At 73.2% G+C, this 18,709-nt stretch carries 17 protein-coding genes; 4 read left to right on the forward strand and 13 right to left on the reverse strand.

Annotation, left to right across the window (positions count from 1 at the left end; genetic code table 11):
- Nucleotides 1-105: 105 nt before the first annotated feature.
- From ACIBO8_RS29125 to ACIBO8_RS29175, 11 genes are all read right to left on the reverse strand, one after another.
- Nucleotides 106-1,686, reverse strand: a complete 1,581-nt coding sequence (locus tag ACIBO8_RS29125) for a DUF4041 domain-containing protein (protein WP_396118530.1) — start codon at nt 1,684-1,686, stop codon at nt 106-108.
- A 272-nt stretch (nt 1,687-1,958) separates the two neighbouring features.
- Nucleotides 1,959-3,056 carry an LCP family protein gene (locus tag ACIBO8_RS29130; protein ID WP_396118531.1) on the reverse strand — a complete coding sequence of 366 codons (1,098 nt, stop codon included), beginning with the start codon at nt 3,054-3,056 and terminating at the stop codon, nt 1,959-1,961.
- A 103-nt stretch (nt 3,057-3,159) separates the two neighbouring features.
- Nucleotides 3,160-4,230, reverse strand: coding sequence for a polyprenyl synthetase family protein (locus ACIBO8_RS29135; protein WP_396118532.1), 1,071 nt, complete (start codon nt 4,228-4,230; stop codon nt 3,160-3,162).
- Nucleotides 4,227-5,597, reverse strand: coding sequence for an alkaline phosphatase family protein (locus ACIBO8_RS29140; RefSeq protein WP_396118533.1), 1,371 nt, complete (start codon nt 5,595-5,597; stop codon nt 4,227-4,229). Before ACIBO8_RS29140 ends, ACIBO8_RS29135 begins: the two co-directional genes overlap by 4 nt.
- On the reverse strand, nt 5,594-6,745 hold the full coding sequence (eboE, locus tag ACIBO8_RS29145) for a metabolite traffic protein EboE (protein ID WP_396118534.1): 1,152 nt from the start codon (nt 6,743-6,745) through the stop codon (nt 5,594-5,596). The genes ACIBO8_RS29140 and eboE overlap by 4 nt, the downstream gene beginning before the upstream one ends.
- On the reverse strand, nt 6,745-7,593 hold the full coding sequence (locus ACIBO8_RS29150) for a TatD family hydrolase (RefSeq protein WP_396118535.1): 849 nt from the start codon (nt 7,591-7,593) through the stop codon (nt 6,745-6,747). Before ACIBO8_RS29150 ends, eboE begins: the two co-directional genes overlap by 1 nt.
- Nucleotides 7,593-8,189 carry an EboA domain-containing protein gene (locus tag ACIBO8_RS29155; protein WP_396118536.1) on the reverse strand — a complete coding sequence of 199 codons (597 nt, stop codon included), beginning with the start codon at nt 8,187-8,189 and terminating at the stop codon, nt 7,593-7,595. Before ACIBO8_RS29155 ends, ACIBO8_RS29150 begins: the two co-directional genes overlap by 1 nt.
- Nucleotides 8,186-9,031 (reverse strand): sugar phosphate isomerase/epimerase family protein, encoded by an 846-nt coding sequence (locus tag ACIBO8_RS29160; protein ID WP_396118537.1) that lies wholly within the window; start codon nt 9,029-9,031, stop codon nt 8,186-8,188. The genes ACIBO8_RS29155 and ACIBO8_RS29160 overlap by 4 nt, the downstream gene beginning before the upstream one ends.
- Nucleotides 9,028-9,876 carry an SCO3242 family prenyltransferase gene (locus ACIBO8_RS29165; protein WP_396118538.1) on the reverse strand — a complete coding sequence of 283 codons (849 nt, stop codon included), beginning with the start codon at nt 9,874-9,876 and terminating at the stop codon, nt 9,028-9,030. The genes ACIBO8_RS29160 and ACIBO8_RS29165 overlap by 4 nt, the downstream gene beginning before the upstream one ends.
- Complete coding sequence (locus ACIBO8_RS29170; protein WP_396118539.1) at nt 9,873-11,009, reverse strand: inositol-3-phosphate synthase; 1,137 nt, start codon at nt 11,007-11,009, stop codon at nt 9,873-9,875. Before ACIBO8_RS29170 ends, ACIBO8_RS29165 begins: the two co-directional genes overlap by 4 nt.
- A gap of 173 nt (nt 11,010-11,182) precedes the next feature.
- Nucleotides 11,183-12,718 (reverse strand): serine/threonine-protein kinase, encoded by a 1,536-nt coding sequence (locus ACIBO8_RS29175; protein ID WP_396118540.1) that lies wholly within the window; start codon nt 12,716-12,718, stop codon nt 11,183-11,185.
- 94 nt (nt 12,719-12,812) lie between these two features.
- Here ACIBO8_RS29175 and ACIBO8_RS29180 point away from each other — a divergent pair, with 94 nt between their 5' ends.
- The 4 genes from ACIBO8_RS29180 (at nt 12,813) to ACIBO8_RS29195 (ending at nt 16,579) form a co-directional block, all read left to right on the forward strand.
- Nucleotides 12,813-14,036, forward strand: a complete 1,224-nt coding sequence (locus ACIBO8_RS29180; protein WP_396118541.1) for a PP2C family protein-serine/threonine phosphatase — start codon at nt 12,813-12,815, stop codon at nt 14,034-14,036.
- Entirely contained in the window at nt 14,036-14,377 is a 342-nt protein-coding gene (locus tag ACIBO8_RS29185) for an STAS domain-containing protein (RefSeq protein ID WP_396118542.1), read from the forward strand. Before ACIBO8_RS29180 ends, ACIBO8_RS29185 begins: the two co-directional genes overlap by 1 nt.
- 100 nt (nt 14,378-14,477) lie before the next feature.
- Nucleotides 14,478-15,407, forward strand: coding sequence for a glycosyltransferase family 2 protein (locus ACIBO8_RS29190; protein WP_396118543.1), 930 nt, complete (start codon nt 14,478-14,480; stop codon nt 15,405-15,407).
- A complete protein-coding gene (locus tag ACIBO8_RS29195; RefSeq protein ID WP_396118544.1) occupies nt 15,404-16,579 on the forward strand; it encodes a glycosyltransferase in 1,176 nt (391 codons plus the stop codon). Before ACIBO8_RS29190 ends, ACIBO8_RS29195 begins: the two co-directional genes overlap by 4 nt.
- On the opposite strand, the gene ACIBO8_RS29200 is transcribed toward ACIBO8_RS29195, so the two are convergent.
- Nucleotides 16,494-17,837: a hypothetical protein gene (locus ACIBO8_RS29200; RefSeq protein ID WP_396118545.1), complete on the reverse strand. Its 1,344-nt coding sequence runs from the start codon at nt 17,835-17,837 to the stop codon at nt 16,494-16,496. The genes ACIBO8_RS29195 and ACIBO8_RS29200 overlap by 86 nt on opposite strands.
- Nucleotides 17,825-18,643, reverse strand: coding sequence for a hypothetical protein (locus ACIBO8_RS29205; RefSeq protein WP_396118546.1), 819 nt, complete (start codon nt 18,641-18,643; stop codon nt 17,825-17,827). The genes ACIBO8_RS29200 and ACIBO8_RS29205 overlap by 13 nt, the downstream gene beginning before the upstream one ends.
- Nucleotides 18,644-18,709: the final 66 nt, after the last annotated feature.

Here is an 18,709-nt window from a genome sequence, read left to right on the forward strand (position 1 = left end):
TCCCGGATCGGGCACGGCCGTCCGCCCACGGGTGGGTGGGCGCGGCAACCGCTGACCACAACCTCGGAGATCCATGGACGCCGGCGGCACGACGCGACGACGGACTTACGGACGAAGAACCACCGGTTCAGCCACAGCCATAGCGGCAGGTCGTGTAGGCGCCGGCATGGGTGATGCCTTGCCTCGATCTCGATGGCTGGCATGCCATTCCAGCGCCTCGGGCGTCTCGTGGTATTCCAGCAGGTGCTGACCGGCCACTTGGGCAAGGATGTCGCGTACGTCGGCAGGCGAGGCGTAGAAGAACTCGCGTTGCTGGTTGACGAGGTTGACCTTGCGGTCCGCGAGTGCCTGGTGAAGGCGCGCTTCCAATCCCACGGCGTCCTCGCTGAAGATGAGCGCGTGGGTATCGAAGCGGAAGGGCACGCTGGCATCGCCTAGCTCGCGAATGCGGTCGGTGGGTTCGAGTCGTCGAGTCATGCCGATCTTGACCATGTCCGGGCCGAAGGCACCGATGTTGCTGATCACGTAGACGTAGCCGGCGCGGATGTTGGCTTCGCGGTCCTCGACACCGTGGATGGCACCGGCGATCTCCGCGAGCTTGTCCTCCAGTTGCGCGGCGGCTGCGGTGTCGCCTTGAGTTCGCATTCGGGTCAGAACTGCCTGGTAGTGGGCCTGCTCCTTCAGAAGCCGGGCCTTCTCGCGCTCAAATTCCCGCTGGGCACGCTCCTCCTCGCGCTGCCGCTCGCGCTGAGCACGGATGCGCTCCTTCTCCTCCTCCACCTTGCCGAGATAGTCGGCGGTCAGCCTGATCTCATCGACGCGGGCGCGGTGATAGTCGGCGGCGATCTCGATGTCCATGGTCTTGCCGAGCCGGGCGATGGTGTCGCGGACCTTCGTAAGCCGATCGATCACGGCGTGCAAGCGGTGCGGACGAAGCGAACGCACGCAGTTGTCAGCCTCGGCGTTGTAGGCACGCAGCATCAGCTTCGAGAAATCGCGGACCATGGCCATGCCCTCGCGGGCAGACCCGTTGACCAACCAACTGGTAGTGGCCTGCACGGCGGTGTTGCCCCGCGCCATGGACTTAATCTTGTCCTTGAGCTGTTCCAGTCGTGCCTTGTAAGCGATCGCGTCGTCCAGAGGATGCAGGTACTCGTAGATGCCAGCTTCCTGCAGCATGGCCGTCTCTTGAACCGTCACCAGCTGTTGCTGAATGCTGGCTAGCTCGGCGTGTGCTGCTTCTGCCTGTCGGGTGGCGACATCGCGTGCGCCAACCATGCGAGCGGCCTCGCCGCGGACCGCGTTCGGATCTATCCCGAGGAGCCGCCGCACCTCCGCGTTCGCGGCATCCACCGCGGCGTTGAGCCGGCCGACTTCCGTGCGGAGTGCGGCGTTGTCCCGCGTCAGCAGGTCGTGCTCGTTGCGGAGTTCTGCTGTGGTGGTTCGCAGAGTCTGGAGCTCGGCTTCGAGCTCTCTACGGCGACTGCCCCCGAAGAGTTGTCCCGATGCGACCTTGGGCGGCACCGCGGCAACGGGCGCAGGTGGCACCTGCTGTCGCGGCTGCCAGAACTGCCAGCCCGGTGGCGGAGGTGGCCAGCCGGGTTCCGGTTGCCATCCAGGCGGCGGGACCCAACCTTCCGGCGGCTGCGGCCACGCCGGCGGTACTACAAAGACGTAATCGTTCACCCGATGCACCAATTGAACTGGCGGAAATCCGCAGCTACCTGCCGGGATGTGCTCCTGATGTTATGGCGGCCCATTGCTCGGAGAGATCCCCACTGGGTGCCGTCAGGACGGTCTACGCGGCGGCCGCTACCGGCCGACCAGTACATGCCGTCATCCGCATAGGCCGATGACCGATCTGAACGGACTGATCCCGCGGCGCGGGCGAAACTCCTGTTCGCGAGGATCGTTACGGGACCTCTGGCAGGCTCCGGACACCGGCACCGGCGGAGAGATCAGCTCTTGGTGACCCAGGTCGGGTTGGCTCGGACGAATTCGTCCACGCGGTCGTTCTTCACCGCCTTCAGGAGCTGCATGCTCGTGCTGCTCAGGATCTCGGCGCTGCCGACGCCGGGGACGGTGCGGCTGTTGAAGGTGCCGTTGTTGGTTTTGATGGTGACCAGGTTGTCCGGGCGGATGGATCGCATGGCGTAGACCCAGTCCTGCAGGGGGATGCCGCCGTCGTCGACCGTCATCGTCTTGCCGAGGGCCTTGAGCAGGCCGGGGAGTTTGGCCGGGGAGTTCAGGCCGCTGTCGGCGATGTTCTTGAGGACCGCCTTGAGGAACTGCTGCTGGTGACGCTGGCGGCCGTAGTCGTAGTCGCGGTTGGCGAGCAGGTCGCGCTGGCGGACGAAGTCGAGGGCCTCGGTCGGGGTGAAGCAGTGGTGGCCCTTGCGGTAGATGTTCGGGGTGACGCCGCTGATCCGGTGGTTCACCGTGCCGTCCGGGTTGATTTTGTACGGCGCGGCACGCTTGCCGGTGCGGTTGTCGGTGCCGATGTGGATCGAGGTGGTGTCCTCGTCGACGTCCATGCAGACCTTGCCGAGGACGTCGACGACGTGGCGGAAACCCTGGAAGTCGATGATGGCTCCGGCGTCCGGGGTGATGCCGGTCAGCTGCTGCAGGGTCTTGGCGAGCAGGGTGAAGCTGCCGGTCAGGGCCGCGTCGCCGGTCAGTCCTCTGCTGCCGTACGCGAAAGCCGCATTGATCTTGTTCTCGCCGCCGGCGTAGGGGACCTTGCCGTTGTCGAAGCGCGGGATGCGTACGAGGGTGTCGCGGGGCAGGGAGATCAGGTAGGCGGTGTCGTGGGCCGCCGGGATGTGCAGCAGGATGATCGAGTCCGAGCGGGTGAGCTTGCTCGGGTCCTGGCGGGGGCGGGTGTCGAGGCCGGCCAGCACGATCGTCTTCGCGCCCCTGATGGTGACGTGCTTCGCCTCCGGGCGGGTGGAGCCGAGCAGATCCTGCCGCTTCACCGTGTTGGTGGCCGAGCCGAGCAGCACGCGGCTGCCGGCGACCGCCGTGCCGCTGCCCAGCATGAGCAACGCCCCGAGCATCAGGCACCAGCGGGCCCAGCGAGGTGAGCGTCCCGTGCGGTGTCGCCGAATTCCTTTCACATCCTTGACGACGGGTGCGGGACCCCGAAACGTTGCAGTGATCTCAGCGACGGCGGGAGACGACCGACGACGCCAGCGCGGCGAGGGCCGTTCGCGCGTCCGCGGTCAGCGGTGCCCGGTCGAGGGCCGCGGTGGCCGTGGCGGCCCGCCGGCGGATGAGGTCCTCGATGCCCTCGCGCGCCCCGGTCGCCTCGATAATCGCGCGGAGTTCCTCGGCGCCGGCGTCGTCCAGGGCCGGGTTGCCGAACAGTTCGCGGATGCGCGTGCCCTGGACGCGGTCGGCGCGGTCGCGGGCCATCGCCACCATCACGGTCGGCTTGCCCTCGCGCAGGTCGTCGATGACCGGTTTGCCGGTGACGGCCGGGTCGCCGAAGACGCCGAGGACGTCGTCGCGCAGCTGGAAGGCGTCGCCGAGCGGGTCGCCGAAGGCCTGCAGCGCGGCCTGCAGGCGGGCGGGTGCCCCGGCCAGGCCGGCGCCGATCTGCAGCGGCCGGGTGACGGTGTAGCGGGCGGCCTTCATCCGGATCACGGTCAGTGCGCCCGCCACCGAGCCGTCGCCGACGCCGGAGACGAGGTCGAGGTACTGTCCGGCGATGACTTCCGTACGCATCACCGTGAACAGCCGGTAGCCGCGGTGGATCCACTCGATCGGCAGCCCGGACTCGTGGAACATGTGGTCGGCCCAGGCGGCGCAGAGGTCGCCGCAGAGCAGGGCGGCGCTGTGGCCGTACCGGACCGCCTCGCCCTTCCAGGAGTGGCGGGCGTGCACGTCGGCGAAGTGGCGGTGCACCGTCGGCTGGCCGCGGCGCAGGTTGCTGCCGTCCATGATGTCGTCGTGGATGAGCGCGAAGGCGTGGAACAGTTCGAGCGCCGCGGCGGCCGCGACGATCGGCTGACCATCGGGCTGACCGGCGCCGCGCCAGCCCCAGTAGCAGAACATCGGGCGCAGCCGTTTGCCGTCGGCGAGCACGAAGCGGCGTACCGCGTCGAGCACGCCGCGCGGGGTGCCGTCCGGCCAGTGCGGCCGCTGCCGGTCCAGGTACGCGATCAGCGCCGACTCGCAGCGCCGCGCCAGGCCGGCAGCGTCGGTCTCGGGGGCCATGTCCACGGTCATGAGGGCAGCCCGGCCAGCTCGAGCAGCAGCCCCTTCACCTCGGTGGCGGCGATCGGCCCGCGGGCCGCCGAGGCGTCGGAGCAGAGCAGCACCGGCGCGTCCTCGGGGTCGGCGGGCAGGCGGCCGTGCGACCCGCGGACGGCACGAGCGCCCGCGTCCAGGCCCACCACGGTCATCGAGTAGCGCATGCCGAGCTTCTTGCGCAGCAGCGCGAGGGCGGCGCGGCCCCGGGCGGCGACGGGCCCGGCCGGGTCGAAGAACAGCTCGGCGGGGTCGTACCCGGGTTTGCGGTGGATCTCGACGAGCCGGGCGAAGTCGGGCGCGGCCGCGTCGTCGAGCCAGTAGTAGTACGTGAACCAGGCGTCCGGCTCGGCGACCAGGACCAGTTCGCCGGAGCGTTCGTGGTCGAGCCCGTACGCGGCCTGCCCGGGCCGGTCCAGCACCTCCGCGACGCCGGGCAGGCCGGCGCACAGCTTGGCGACCCCGGCGATGTCGTCCGGCGATTTCACGTACACGTGCGCCACCTGGTGGTCCGCCACGGCGAAGGCGCGCGACGTCCACGGGTCGAGGTATTCCATCCCGGCCTGGGTGTGGACGTGCAGCAGGCCTTCGCTACGCAGGAGCCGGTTGACGTCCACCGGGCGGGAGACGTCCGTGATGCCGTACTCGGAGAGGGCCACGATCGTCGCGCCCCGGGCGTCCGCCGCGGCGAGCAGCGGGCCGAGGGTGGCGTCCAGCTCCGCGGCGGCCCTGGCGGCCCGGCGGGAGGAGGGTCCGTACCGTTGCAGGTCGTAGTCGAGGTGGGGCACGTAGACCAGGGTGAGGTCGGGGTCGTGCGCCGCCATGACGTGCTCAGCCGTCCGGCAGATCCACGCCGAGGAGGCGATCCCCGCGTTCGCGCCCCAATAGCTGAAGAGCGGGAAGGTGCTGAGCTCGTCGTGCAGCTCAGGCGGGTACGTGTAGCAGTCGGGGTCCTTGCGGCCGTCCGCGTGGTAGACCGGCCGGGGCGTGACGGTCCAGTCGACCTCGGCGCCCATCGCGTACCACCAGCAGATGTTCGCGACCGTGTAGCCGGGCGCCACCGCGCGGGCCGCGTCCCACACCTTCTCGCCGTGGACCAGCCCGTTGTGCTGGCGCCACAGGTACACCTCGCCGAGGTCCCGGAAGTACCACCCGTTGCCGACGATGCCGTGCCCGGCGGGCAGCGTCCCGGTGAGGAAGGTCGACTGCACCGAGCACGTCACCGCGGGCAGGACGGTGCCGAGCGGCGCCTGGAAGCCCAGATCGGCGAGGCGCGACAGGCGGGGCATGTGCCGCAGCAGCCGCGGGGTGAGGCCGACGACGTCGAGGACCACGACGGGTTTCACGAGGACACCCCCTGCGAGGTCGTGAGCCCGAGCGCGGTCAGCTGGGCCCGGGCGAAGAAGAGTTCCGCGGCGATCCCGGCGGCCAGCTCCGCGGGGCCGTCCGGGCGGGATGCCGGCGGCAGCACGTGCCACGTGTACGTCTCGACGTCGAAGTGGTCGCACTCCGCCGTGTCCCCGCCGACCAGTTCGCTCAGCGCGGTGGCGAGCACTCCCACCGTCGTCAGCAGCGGCGGCATCGGCGCCTCGTGCAGCGGTACGTGGAAGTGGATCCGCCACGGCTGCTCGTCGCCGCCGGGCGTGGCAAGGGCCTCGTCGAGGTCGTCCGTGGACAGCCCGAACGGCCCGCGGGTCTGGTGCAGGTAGCGTGGCTCGACGTACTCCCCCAGCACGGAGGCGTCGCGGCGCGGGTCGGTGCTGGCGAGGGCCGCGGACACCTGGGTCTTGACCACCGGCAGCCCGGCCTCGCGCAGGCGGCTCACCGCCAGCGCCGGTTCCTCCCAGGCGCAGGCGAGGTGGGCGAGGTCGAGGCAGACGCCCAGCACGGAGGTGTCGGCCTCGCCGAGCAGCGCGACCGCCTCGGCGGTGTTCTCGATGATGCAGCCGGGCTCGGGCTCGAACGCCACCCGGACCGGCCGCGGCATCCGGTGCAGGCCACGCGCCAGCTCGTCGAGGGCTCGCCGGCAGGCGCTCGCCCGGGCCGCGTTCCACGGCTCGCGCCAGGCGAGCGGCAGGGTCGAGATCGACCCGCGCGCGGCGTCCGACGGCATCAGCTCGGTCAGGATCCGGGCCAGGTCCAGCGTGTACGCCATCCGGTGCGACGTCGTCCAGTCCGGCTGGTAGACGGCGTGCTTGACCACCGGTGCCTGGAAGGCCTGGTACGGGAACCCGTTGAGCGTCACCACCTCGAGCCCCCGCGCCGCCAGCGCCTTGCGCAGCCGCTGCCGGTCGGCGACGTCCGAGGCGAGCCCGGCCGCCACGGGCGCGGCGAGCCACAACCCGAGCCCCAGCACGTCGGTGCCGAGCCGCTCCCGGATCGGTACGGCGTACGTGTCCAGCTGCGCCAGGATCCCCTCGAGGTTCTCGCCGGCGTGGACGTTGGTGCAGTACGACAGATGCACGGTCTGCCCGTCGCGGTGGTGCAGGCGCATCAGCTGCCTCCCCGGGCGATCGAGCTGCCCGCGTACGCCGAACCCGGGCTGACCGGTTCCAGGTCCAGGCGCCCGGACTGGGCGTAGAACTCGGCCGGGTTGCGCCACAGGACGCGGTCGACGTCGTCGGCGGTGAACCCGGCCTCGAGCATGGCCCGCCCGGTCTCCACGGTCAGCAGCGGATCCGAGTGTCCCCAGTCGGCGGCCGAGTTCACCAGGACCCGCTCGGTGCCGTACCGCTGGAGGATCTCGACCATCCGTGGCGGCGACATCTTGGTCTCCGGGTAGATGGAGAAGCCCATCCAGCAACCGGTGTCGCGGACCAGGCCGACGGTGACCTCGTTGAGGTGGTCGACGGCGACGCGGCCGGGATCGATGCCGGCGGCGGCCACGACGTCCAGGGTCCGCCGGGTGCCGGCCGCCTTGTCGCGGTGCGGGGTGTGCACGAGCGCGGGCAGCTCGTACCGCACGGCGAGCTCGAGCTGCGCGGCGAACGCCTCGTCCTCGGCCGGGGTCATCGAGTCGTACCCGATCTCACCGACCGCGACCACGCCGTCCTTGTCCAGGTAGCGCGGCAGCAGGTCGAGCACGCCCTTGCAGCGCGGGTCGTTGGCCTCCTTCGGGTTCAGCGCCAGGGTGGCGTGGTGCCGGATGCCGAACTGCGACGCCCGGTACGGCTCCCAGCCGAGCAGCGAGTCGAAGTAGTCGGCGAAGGAGCCGGGGTTCGTGCGCGGCTGCCCCAGCCAGAACGCGGGTTCGACCACCGCCCGTACGCCGTGGCCGGCCATCCTGCGGTAGTCGTCGGTGGTCCTTGAGGTCATGTGGATGTGCGGGTCGAAGACGCGCATCAGTCCTCCTTGCGCAGCAGGTGCCGGTTGAGCAGCGCGAGGGCGTCGGCGGGCATGCGGCGCCCGGCGGCGGCGCGTTCCCGGGCCAGGGCGGTGAGCATGGCGGCGAGCTCGGCGTCGGCGCGGTCGTCGAGGCGGTCCACGACGCTGAGCGGGATCCCCATGAACACGCACTTGACGACGCCCTGGCGCCAGGTGCTCGCGTCGAGGTGCGCCGCGTACGGCCCGAGAGCCGCCGCGACGAGCCGCGGGTCGTTGGTGCGCAGGGCGTCCTCGGCCAGCGGCACACCCGCGTCGCCCATCCCGAGCAGGGGCAGCGCGTGCAGCACCGCCAGGCGTTCCGCGGCGTCGCCATGCCAGTACAGCTCCGCCACGCGCCCGGGATCGTCGAGCGCCGCCAGCAGCAGCACCCGCCCGGCCTGCCCGGCGGTCCATCCCGGCCGGTCCGGCAGCGGCTGCCGGCCCAGCTTGCGCCCGGCCCGGGCGAACAGCGGCGCGACGGCGTCCGGGTCGGCGCGCACGCGGGCCTCCGCGTCGTCCAGCCAGTCCTTCTCCGGTACGGCGGCGACCACGGCACGCAGCTCGTCGAGGGTCACGGGTGCGCCTCCTCTTCCGCGGCCCGGAGGAAGGCGAGCGACCGCCGGGCGACGGCCGGCGCCGCGTGGGAGTGCCGGGGCAGCTCGACGGCGACCAGGCCGCGGTATCCGCCGTCGATCAGGGCCCGCAGCACGGGCGGGAAGTCGATCTCGCCGGTGCCGAACTCGAGGTGCTCGTGCACGTCCCGGCGCATGTCGTCGATCTGCACGTTGACCAGGTACGGCGCCGCGGCCGCGACGCACTGCGGCACGGGCTCGGGCTCGAGGCACCGGCAGTGCCCGATGTCGAGGGTGAGCCCGAACGCGGCCGGGGCGCCGAGGTCGTCGCGCAGCCGGTGCCACCCGGCCAGGTCCTCGACGAGCATCCCGGGTTCCGGCTCGAAGCCGACCGGCACCCCGAGCATCGCGGCGACATCGGTGATTTCGGCGCAGCCGTCGACCAGGCGGTGCCAGGCGGTGCGCTCGTCGACCTCGGGCGGGCGTACGCCGGCCCAGAACGACACCGCCTCGGCGCCGAGGTCGGCGGCGACGGCGACGGCCCGGCGCAGGAAGTCCAGCCGCAGCTTGCGGTCATCGTGCAGCAGGGTGGGCGCGTGCTTGCGCCAGGGGTCGAGCAGGTAGCGCGCTCCCGTCTCGACGACCACGCCCAGGTGGCGGTCGCGCAGCTGGTCGGCGACGGTGGCCACGCGCCGCGCGAGGCCGGGCGCGAACGGGTCCAGGTGGTCGTGGTCGAGGGTCAGCGCCACGCCGCAGTAGCCCAGGTCGGCGATGACCCCGACAGCGTCGGCGAGCCGGTGGTTCGCGAAGCCGTTGGTGCCGTAGCCGTACCGCAGGGCGCTCATGTGGGCGACACCCTGCGCGCGAGCAGCCTGCCGATCGGCACGGCGGCCGCCACCGCCATTCCGGTGAGGGTACGGCCGGCACGCGCGGCGAGCGCACCCTGCAGGGCCGGCAGTGCGGTGATGCCGGCGCCGACGGCCGAGCGCACGCGGGCGGCCGACGGGTCGCCGAACAGTGCGGACTGGGCCCGGCCGAAACCGGCGGCGTACTGCCCGGCGAGCAGCACGGCGGGGGCGCCACCCCGGGCCGCGACAGCACCGGTGATCGCGGCGGTGGTGAGCAGGGTGGCGGCGGGCAGCTCGCCGTTCGCGCTGCCGGCCACCTCGTGCCGGGACAGGGCCGTGACCGCGTACGTGTGCATCCCGATCGCCGCGGCCGCGGGCAGGGCCCGGACAGGGTTTCCGGCGCTCGCCCCGAGCAGCACGTCGAGCGCCCGGCAGGCGGCCATCCCGGCCGGCCCGGCGGCCGTGTTCTTCAGCCTCAGGTCGTACGCCCACACCGCCGCGGCCAGCGGCATCGCGAGGGCGAGGGCGCGCGGACCGCCCACCCGGCCGGCGACGACCAGACCGGCCGCGGTGAGCCCGGCGGCGATGCCCAGCGCGGCCGGGGCGCCCACCCGGCCGGACGGGATCGGCCGCTCCGGGCGTTCCACCGCGTCGAGGTCCCGGTCGGCCCAGTCGTTGGCCGCCATCCCGGCCCAGTAGAGGCAGACCGAGGCGGCGGCGAGCCCGGCGCTGCGGGGCGCCAGCGTGCCGGCGGCCGCGGCACCGGCCACCACGTCGCCGGGCACCGACAGCGCTGCGGGCGCGCGGACGAGCTCGGCCAGGGTTCGCAGCGGCGCCTTCATCGGCCCAGCCCGGCGACGAAGCCGGCGAGCGCGTCCCACTGCGCGGCGAGGGCGGACGGGCCGTCGCCGAGCGGGTCCTTGAAGAAGAAGCCGAGCTCGGTCAGGGCACCGCGGCGGCCGGCGCGGTGCGCCGCGGCGGTCAGCCGGGCGAGGTCCAGGACCAGCGGCGCGGCCAGCGCGGAGTCGCAGCCGTGCCAGGTGAATTCCAGGCGCATGCCGGTGCCCAGGAAGCCGGAAAAGGTGACCAGGTCCCAGGCGGTCTTGAAGTCGCCGATCTCCGGGACGTAGTCGATGCGGCTGGTCCCCTCCGGACGGTAGCCGAGCGCGTCGCCCAGGACCCGCTGCTTGCTGGCCACCTTGGCGGCGTTCGCGGCCGGGTCGGCCAGGTTGGCGCCGTCGCCGCCGCCGAGCAGGTTGAGCCCCGACCAGCTCGTCACCCGCAGGTTGCGCAGCGCGAACATGGGCGCGAGGACCGATTTGACCAGCGTCTCCCCGGTCTTGCCGTCGTTGCCGGCGTACGGGACCCCGGCGCGGCCGGCGAGCTCGGCGAGGGCGGGCAGGCGGGCACCGGTCGACGGGGTGAAGTCGACGAAGGAGCAGCCCGCCTCGAACGCGGCGTACGCGGCCAGCGCGCTCGACGGCAGCACGGGTTGCGGCCCGGTCAGCGCCTCCCGGAGCGCGGGAAGCGACGCGTGGGCCGGGTGCGTCGCCGCGACCGGCTCGGTCGTGGCCACGTTGAGGACCACCACCCGCTCCAGCCCGTGCCGCTCCCGGAACTCCCGCAGGTCGCGGCCGATGTGCCGCGCTATGTCCGCCTGGGTGTTCCGGACCGGCAGCGGCCGCAGATCACGCTCCGTGCGGCCCAGATCGTCGGCGAGCGCTGCCACCAGCCGTCCCGGCACGACACCGGCCGCCGCCAGCGTCTCGGCCTTCTTGACCAGCGGCAGCGTGACCACGTCGTGGCCCCCGACGACCAGGTCGGTCCAGGCCGGCAGCGGGGCGCCGCGCAGCTGCCGGAGCTCGGTGACGCAGCCGGTCGGTTCGACGAGGCGGGCCCGCAGGGCGGCGGCGCCGAGGATCGCGGTGACGGCGACGGAGCCGCGTGCGCCGATCAACCAGATTCCGGTACGCATGCAGCATCCCTCCCGAGAGCGGACATAGACGCGCCTCGCGATAACACGACGTATCGCCCGTGTTACGTGAAGCGACGCTAACCCAGCTCGCGGGACAAAGGAAACCCTCGATATCGAGAAACTTCTCCGCGTGATGGAGAAACTTTCTCCTCAGCCGTACGAAAGTGCGGCCGTCAGCCCTTCCCGCTCTTGCCCTTCCCCTTGCCTTTGCCCTTGTCCTTGCCCGCCTTGTCCTTGCCCGCCTTGTCCTTGCCCTTGGCCTTGGCCTTGGCCTTGGCCTTGGCCGTGGCCGTGCCCTTGGCCGAGGAGCCGGCTCCCGACTTCCCCGCCGTCAGCGGTACGACGGCGGGCGCGGCCGGAGCGGGAGCCACGGCGGCGAGCACGGGTTCGCACGCGACGCCGTTCACCTCGAAACGGGTCGGGAAGGTGGCGGCGCCCTTGTCGTACGCGGCGTCGAAGCCGGTGGTCGCCGTGGCACCGGGAGCCAGCCGGGCGCCACGGACCTGAGCCTTGCCACCCTGCTGGTGCCAGCGGTCGTCCCACGCGCGCACGAGGCGCTGGCCGGACGGCAGCGCGAAGGTGAGCCGCCAGTCGGCGAGGGCGGTACGGCCGGTGTTCACCACCGCGACGGCGTTGGCGAGCCGGCCGCCGGGCGCGGTGCGGACGGTGTACCGCACGGTGCAGCGGGACGCCGGGGCCGCCACGGGTGCGGCGGGCGGCGCCACGGCTGCGGCGGCCGGGGTTGCTCCCCCGCGTACCGGATCAGGACCTTGCACCGACCAGGCCAGCGCCGCGCCGCCCACGGCGAGCACCGCCGCGGCCGCCGCGCCCGCCAACCGGCGGCGACGCGCGGGCCGGCGGATCGGCACCGTGTCCACCCCCGGCGCCGGCACGGGCAGCGGCATCAAGCCGGCCGCCTCGGCCAGGATCCCGGCCGCCTCCGCCGCGCTCGGCCGCTTCTTCGGATCCTTGCGCAGGCAGCGCCGGCACAGCTCGGCCACCCGCGGCGGCAGCCCGGGGATCAGGGGCAGCGGCGCCGGATCGGTGTAGAGGTGGGCGCGCACCATCTCGGTGACCGTCGCGGCGTGCCAGGGCATCCGGCCGGCGAGCGCACGGTAGAGCAGCAGGCCGAGGCCGTAGACGTCGGTCGCCGGGCGCACCGGGCCGCCGTCGAGCCGCTCGGGAGCCAGGTACGCCGGCGTGCCCAGCAACTCCCCGTCGGTCTCGTCGGCGGCACCCACCACGGCCGAGATGCCGAAGTCCAGCAGTTTCGCCCCGGTCGGCGTCACCATCACGTTCGCGGGCTTGACGTCGCGGTGCACCACCCCGCGTGCGTGAGCGGCGGCCAGCGCGGCGGCGACCTGGGCACACAGGTGCACCGCGGTCCGCCAGGGCAGCGCCTCCTGCGCGAGCACGCCGGCGAGCGGGCGCCCCTCGACCAGCTCCATCACCACGTACGGCAACGGCGGGCAGCCGGGCTCGCCCGGGGACTCGCCGTAGTCGTACACCTCCACGATGTGCGGGTGCTTGAGCGCCGCCGCGGCACGCGCCTCCAGGCGGATGCGGCTGAGCCGCGCCGGATCCGGGGCGGCCGCGGCGGACAGCACCTTGACGGCGACGTCGCGCTCGAGCACCTCGTCGTGCGCTCGCCACACGACCGACATGCCACCGACGCCGATGCGCTCGCGCAGCTGGTAGCGATGATCCACCAGCGGGCAGTGCCCGGCGCGCCGACCGCGGAAACCTCCCGGCCCGCATCGCCCGATACGCGTTTCGCGGCCGGTCACGTCGTAGGGTTGCCGCATGGGCATCGAGCAGAGCCGGTGGTGGGCCGTCATGGACGACCTCCTGGACCGCTCCCATCTGTGGCGCCCGGAGGACCTCGGCAGCGTCGTCGACGGGGCTGCCGCCCGCCTCGGTCTGGCGATCACCGTCTACCTGGTCGACCACGAGCAGCGGACGCTGCGGGCGCTCGCCGTTCCCGGCCGCCCCACGCCCGGCCCGCAGCCCGTCGACGGCTCACCCGCCGGGCGCGCGTTCACCCAGGTCGAGTCGGTCGCCGAGGACGGCCGCCGGTGGGCCCCCATGGTCAACGGCACCGACCGCCTGGGCGTCCTCGAGGTGCGGCTGCCCGCCGGCATCCACCAGGACGAGCGGCTGGCACGCGCCTGCGAGACGGTCGCCGGCCTCGTGGGCCACCTCGTCACGACCACCAGCCCGCGCGGCGACCACCTGCACCTCGTACGCCGCTCCACCCCGATGACGAGCGGCGCGGAACTGCTCTGGAAGCTGCTGCCGCCGCTGACCGTCAGCGTCGCCGACTTCGCCGTCGCGGCCGTGCTGGAACCCTGCTACGACGTCGGCGGCGACGCCTTCGACTACACGGTCGACGCGCGGCGGCCCCAGTTCGCCGTCCTCGACGCCACCGGACGCGGCATGCGGGCGGGCCTCGCGGCGGCGGTCGTGCTGTCCTGCATCCGCGCCGCCCGCCGCGCCGGCGGTGACCTGCTCGAGCAGGCCCGGGCCGCCGACGAGGAACTGCTGCGGCAGTTCCCTGACGCCCGGTTCGCCACCGCGGTCCTCGCCGAACTCGACCTCGACACCGGCCTGCTGCGCTACGTCAACGCCGGCCATCCCCCGCCGCTCGTCCAGCGGGCCGGCAAGATCGTCGAGACCCTCACCGGCGGGCGGCGGCGCCCGCTCGGCATCGAGGGTCCGGCGGCGGCGTACGGCGAGGTGACCCTCAGCCCCGGCGACCGTCTGCTGCTGTACACCGACGGGGTGACGGAGGCCCGCGACTCCGCCGGCCGCCAGTTCGGCGCCGAGCGCCTCGCCGACACCGTGGAAGAGCACGTCACCGAGGGCCTGCCGCTGCCCGAGGCGCTGCGCCGGCTGTCCCACACCGTCCTCGAGCACCAAGCCGGGCCCCCGGCGGACGACCTTACGCTGCTCCTGGTGGAATGGTCCGCGGCCGCGGCCGAGCGCACCGTGCCACCCACCATCCGAGCGGACGACCAGGCGGGATGATGTCCGAGATACTCCAGGTGACCACGCACGACCCGGCCGACGGCGTCCGGGTGCTCCGCATCGCCGGAGAACTGGACCGCGACAGCGTCGCCGTGCTGCGTACCGAGATCGAAGACGCGCTCGAAGAGGGCGTCGACCGCCTGATCGTGGACGTGACGTCGATGGAATTCTGCGACTCGGGCGGCCTGAGCCTGTTCGTGGAGACCCACCGCCGCACGGCGGCGCGGGGCGGATGGTTGCGGCTGGCCGGGCCGAGGCCCGCGGTCCGCAACGTGCTCGAGACGACGAACCTGACCGGTTACCTCAACGTCCACTCCCACCTGGAGGCGGCGCTGGAGTGACGCCGCCCTTCGAGGCCGTGGCATTCGTCGATGCGCCGCACGCGCGCGGCCATCTGGTGTTCAGCCGCCGGTCGGCAAGCGTCCGTAGCCTTCCGTCGTCATGGACACCCCCCAGGTCAGCGTGGTCATCCCGACCCGCAACCGCCCCGAGCTGGTGACCCGCGCCGTCCGCAGCGTCCTGGCGCAGACCGTGCCGGACTTCGAGATCGTGGTGGTGGTCGACGGCCCGGACGACGCCACCCCGAAGGCTCTCGCCGAGATCGGTGATCCCCGGGTCCGGCTGATCCCCCTGCCGATCAAGGGCGGCGCGCCGAACGCCCGCAACACCGGCGCGCACGAGGCCCGGGCACCGTGGACCGCCCTGCTGGACGACGACGACGAGTGGCTGCCCGGCAAGCTGGCCGTGCAACTGAGGCTCGCCGCCGCTGCCGGCGCGGCGCGGCCGATCGTGGCCAGCCGGCTGATCAGCCGTACGCCCAGAGCCGAGTTCGTCATGCCACGGCGTTTGCCCGCGGACGGCGAGCACCTCAGCGAGTACTTCACCGTCCGCCGCGGACTGTTCCACGGCGAGGGCTTCATCCAGACGTCCACCATCCTGGCCCCGACCGGCCTGCTGCGCGAGGTGCCGTTCACCGTGGGCCTGCGCCGCCAGCAGGAGCTGGACTGGATCCTGCGGGCGGTCCGCGCCGAGGGCACGACGCTGGTCATGGCCGGCGAGCCGCTCGTGGTGTGGCACCAGGACGAGGACCGGGAGCGGATCAGCCTGGAGATGCCCTGGGAGGCGCAGCTCGCCTGGCTCCGCGGCAACCGCGCCCTGTTCACCCCACGGGCGTACGCGGCCTTCACGATGAGCGTCCTGAGCTCGATGGCCGCGCCCACGCGCAGTGTCCGCGTCTTCCGGGAACTGCTGCGCGAGGCGCGAGCCCACGGCCGCCCCGGCGCGATGGACTACGTCACGCACGCGCAGATCTGGGCGCTCCCGCCCCACCTGCGCCACGTCCTGCGTGACAAGGTCCTGGGCCGCGGATGAGCCGGGTCGTGATCTGGCGCAGCGGCCTGCTCGCCCCCTCGGAAACGTTCGTCCGGGCCCAGGCGCACGCCCTCGCCCGCTGGCAGGCGCGGTTCCTCGGAGCCGTCAAGGTGGCCTCGCCGCTCGCCGAGGAGAGCGACGTCATCGTCTTCCCGGGTGAGCGGCGCGGTCCCGACGCCGGGTTCCTCCGGCTGCGGGTCACCGGCCGGTCGCCGCGGCTGCACCGCCTCCTCGCCGGCCTGGGCCCGGACCTGGTGCACGCCCACTTCGGCGGGGACGGGTGGATGATCAGCGGCGCCGCGACGGAGGTGGGCGTGCCGCTGGTCGTCACCGTGCACGGCCACGACGTGACCCGGCAGCCGTACGCGAAGGGAATCAAGGGTGTCCGTCACCGCCGCAACCTGCGGACGGTCTTCCGCCGGGCGGCGCTGATCCTGGCGGTCTCGGAACACATCCGGGACCGGGCGATCGCCCAGGGCGCGGACCCGGCGAAGGTCCGGGTGCACCACACCGGCGTGCCGATCCCGCCGCTCCCCCGCACCGAGAAGCCTTGGGACATCGTGTTCGTGGGCCGGTTCGTCCCCAAGAAAGGCCTCGCCGATCTGCTGGAGGCGGCGGCGACACTGCGGGACCTGGCCCCTCGCATCCTGTTCGTGGGCGACGGCCCGCTGCGGGAACCCGTCCGGGCCCGCGCCGCACAGCTCGGCGTGGACGTCACGTTCGCGGGAGCGCTGAACCATGCCGCCGCCGGGGACATGATGGCCGCGGCCAAGGTGTTCGCGTCGCCGTCCCGGACCGCGCCGGACGGGGACACCGAAGGGTTGCCCACCACCATTCTGGAGGCGGCCGCCCGGGGTGTGCCGGTGGTGTCGACCCGGCACAGCGGCATCCCGGAGGCGGTCGTGCACGGGACGACCGGCCTGCTCAGTGCCGAGGGAGACACCGCCGGGCTCGCCGCCGGCCTCCGGGCGCTGCTCACCGACGCGTCGCTGCGCGACCGGCTCGGCCGCCAGGCACGAGCGCACGCCCGGGCCGGGTTCGACCTGGTCACGCAGACGCGGCGCCTGGAGGAGCTCTACGACGAGGTCACCCGCGGCGCGGCAGGAGCCGTCGCGCCGCGCGTACCCCGCCCACGAATGCCTGCCCCGCCCGAGCTGGGCCCGTACCGCTGAGGAGCTCGACCGTGCGACGGGCGCCGCGGAGGTCGGCCTCCCGGGCGGTGAGCTCGGCCTCGAAGTAGGCCGCCTGGGCCCGGGCCTCCGCGAGCTCCCGGGTGAGGCGGTCACGTTCGGCCAGGAGCTCGGCGGTGATCGTCCGGTGCCCGGCCGTGGATCTGCGGGTGCCCGGGGTGCGGCCGGTCATGGCGGCGAGCAGGTCGGCGAGGTCGGTCGCGTCCCGCGGGGCCGGCCAGCTCCCGGCGGCGTCGCGCAGGAGGCGGGAGGCGAGCTCGTGCAGGGCCTCGGCGGGGGTCGACGGCGGGACCAGCGGGGTGAGACGTCCGTCCGGCCCGGAGATCACCTGGCCGGCGGGGACGCCCGCGGCCGGACCGTCCTGCCAGGTGGCGAGCAGCGCGCGGACCGCGGGGAGGTCCCGGCGGGCGGCGGCGCCGGTGATCAGCCGCTCGAGGGTCGGGCCTTGCGGGCCGTGGAGCGGCAGGTCGATGGAGGGCACCGGGTCCGCCGCGACGACGATCCAGCCGGGCGCCAGCGGCTGCCCCTGGCGCAGACCCTCGACCGCCCACGGGTACGGGTCGGTCAGCAGCTCGGCGGGCGATCCGGCGTCGTAGGCGCGGGCGAGCGCGGCTTCCACAGCGCCGCCGCGGGCATCGGCCGGCAGGACGAGATGCGGGGCGACCGGGTCGGGATAGCAGGCGTACGTTCTCGTGACGCCGCCGAGGAGCCGGCTCAGGGCCTCGGCGACCGCCGGCCGGGTGTCGTCCGGTGCGGCGGTCCAGTCGGAGTCGGCCGGTGGCCGGGGCGCAACGGTCATGCGGTGCAGGCCCAGCCGGTTGGCGAGGCCGAGGATCAGCAGCCCGCCGGGACGCAGCGCGGCCCGCAGCAGCCGCAGTGTCTCCACCCAGGACAGCTCGTCCTGCTCGGCCGTGCCCAGCCGCTCCAGCCCGTCGAGCGCGATGATCGTGTCGTAGGCGGCCCCGGCGGCGAGGCCTTCGGGGCCTCCGCACAGCACGGTGACTCCCGGATATCTCCCGGCGTCCGGGACGCCCCGGATCAGCACGGTCACGTCATCTGCCGCGGCGGCGGCCGTGACCAGTTCCGGGTCGTGAGGACCGGCGATCAGGGTACGGCCGCGAGCCGCCGCCAGGAACGGCGCGAGAGCCGAACCCCGGACGGGCCCGGGGCCGTGCGAGCCGTCCAGATCGGACCAGACGAGCATCTCGCCCCCGACCAGCCGGGCGTTCACCGTCGCCACCGCAGCACGTGGCGCAGCTCGGCGGGGGGCGCAAGCCGATCCGCGCCCAGTTCCTCGACGGCCGCGGCGTACGCGAGATCCGGATCCACCTGTTCCCCATGCAACGCCGCCCACTGCCGGCGGATCCGGGCCTGGCCGCCGTAAGCGGGATCCTCGTGCGCCAGCACCATCGGGTCGCCGTAGACGGCGGGCTCGCAGCCGGCGAGGATGCCGTACCAGACGGCGCTGGACAGCCGGTTCGAGACGACCCGGCGGTGGCGGCGCAGCTCGGCCAGCTGACGGTCGAGGAAGCCGGCGTCGCCCTCCCGGCGGGCGTCCCCACGGTAGCCGTGACAGATGACGCGGAACCCGGCCTGCTCGTAGCGACGCCGCACGGCGGGAGTCCGGAACTCCTGCCAGTAGAGGCAGACGGTCACCGGCCCCGGTTCCGTGTCACGGATCTGCGCCACCAACCGGGCGTGATCACCGAGCACGTGCTGGCCCTCCCAGCCGTGGAACGGATACCAGATCGTCCCCTCGCGGGCGGGGGCCGCCGCCGGCTCGGGCGTGAGCCGCAGCAGGTACGCCCACGGCGCCCCGACGACGTACGTCTCGCGCCGCCCCAACGACCATGCCCGCCGCCGGGTGCGTTCCGACCACAGGAAGAGCGGCACCCCGGGCACGTACTCGTGGTCGGCGGCCATGCCGTCGCCGATGTTCCACCCGTGCTGGAGATAACCGAACATCCGCGGCGGCGGTCCGGCCGGTACGCCGCAGTAGCGCGCCAGGACGTGCGAGTGCCCGTAATAGTCGTTGGCCCGGTGCACCGCAGCATTCTGTCCCGGCGGTGATCGTCCCCGCCACGGCCGGAAACGACTGTTCCCCTGACCGTC

It is taken from the genome of Actinoplanes sp. NPDC049681 (assembly GCF_044465265.1).
GTDB lineage: Bacteria > Actinomycetota > Actinomycetes > Mycobacteriales > Micromonosporaceae > Actinoplanes.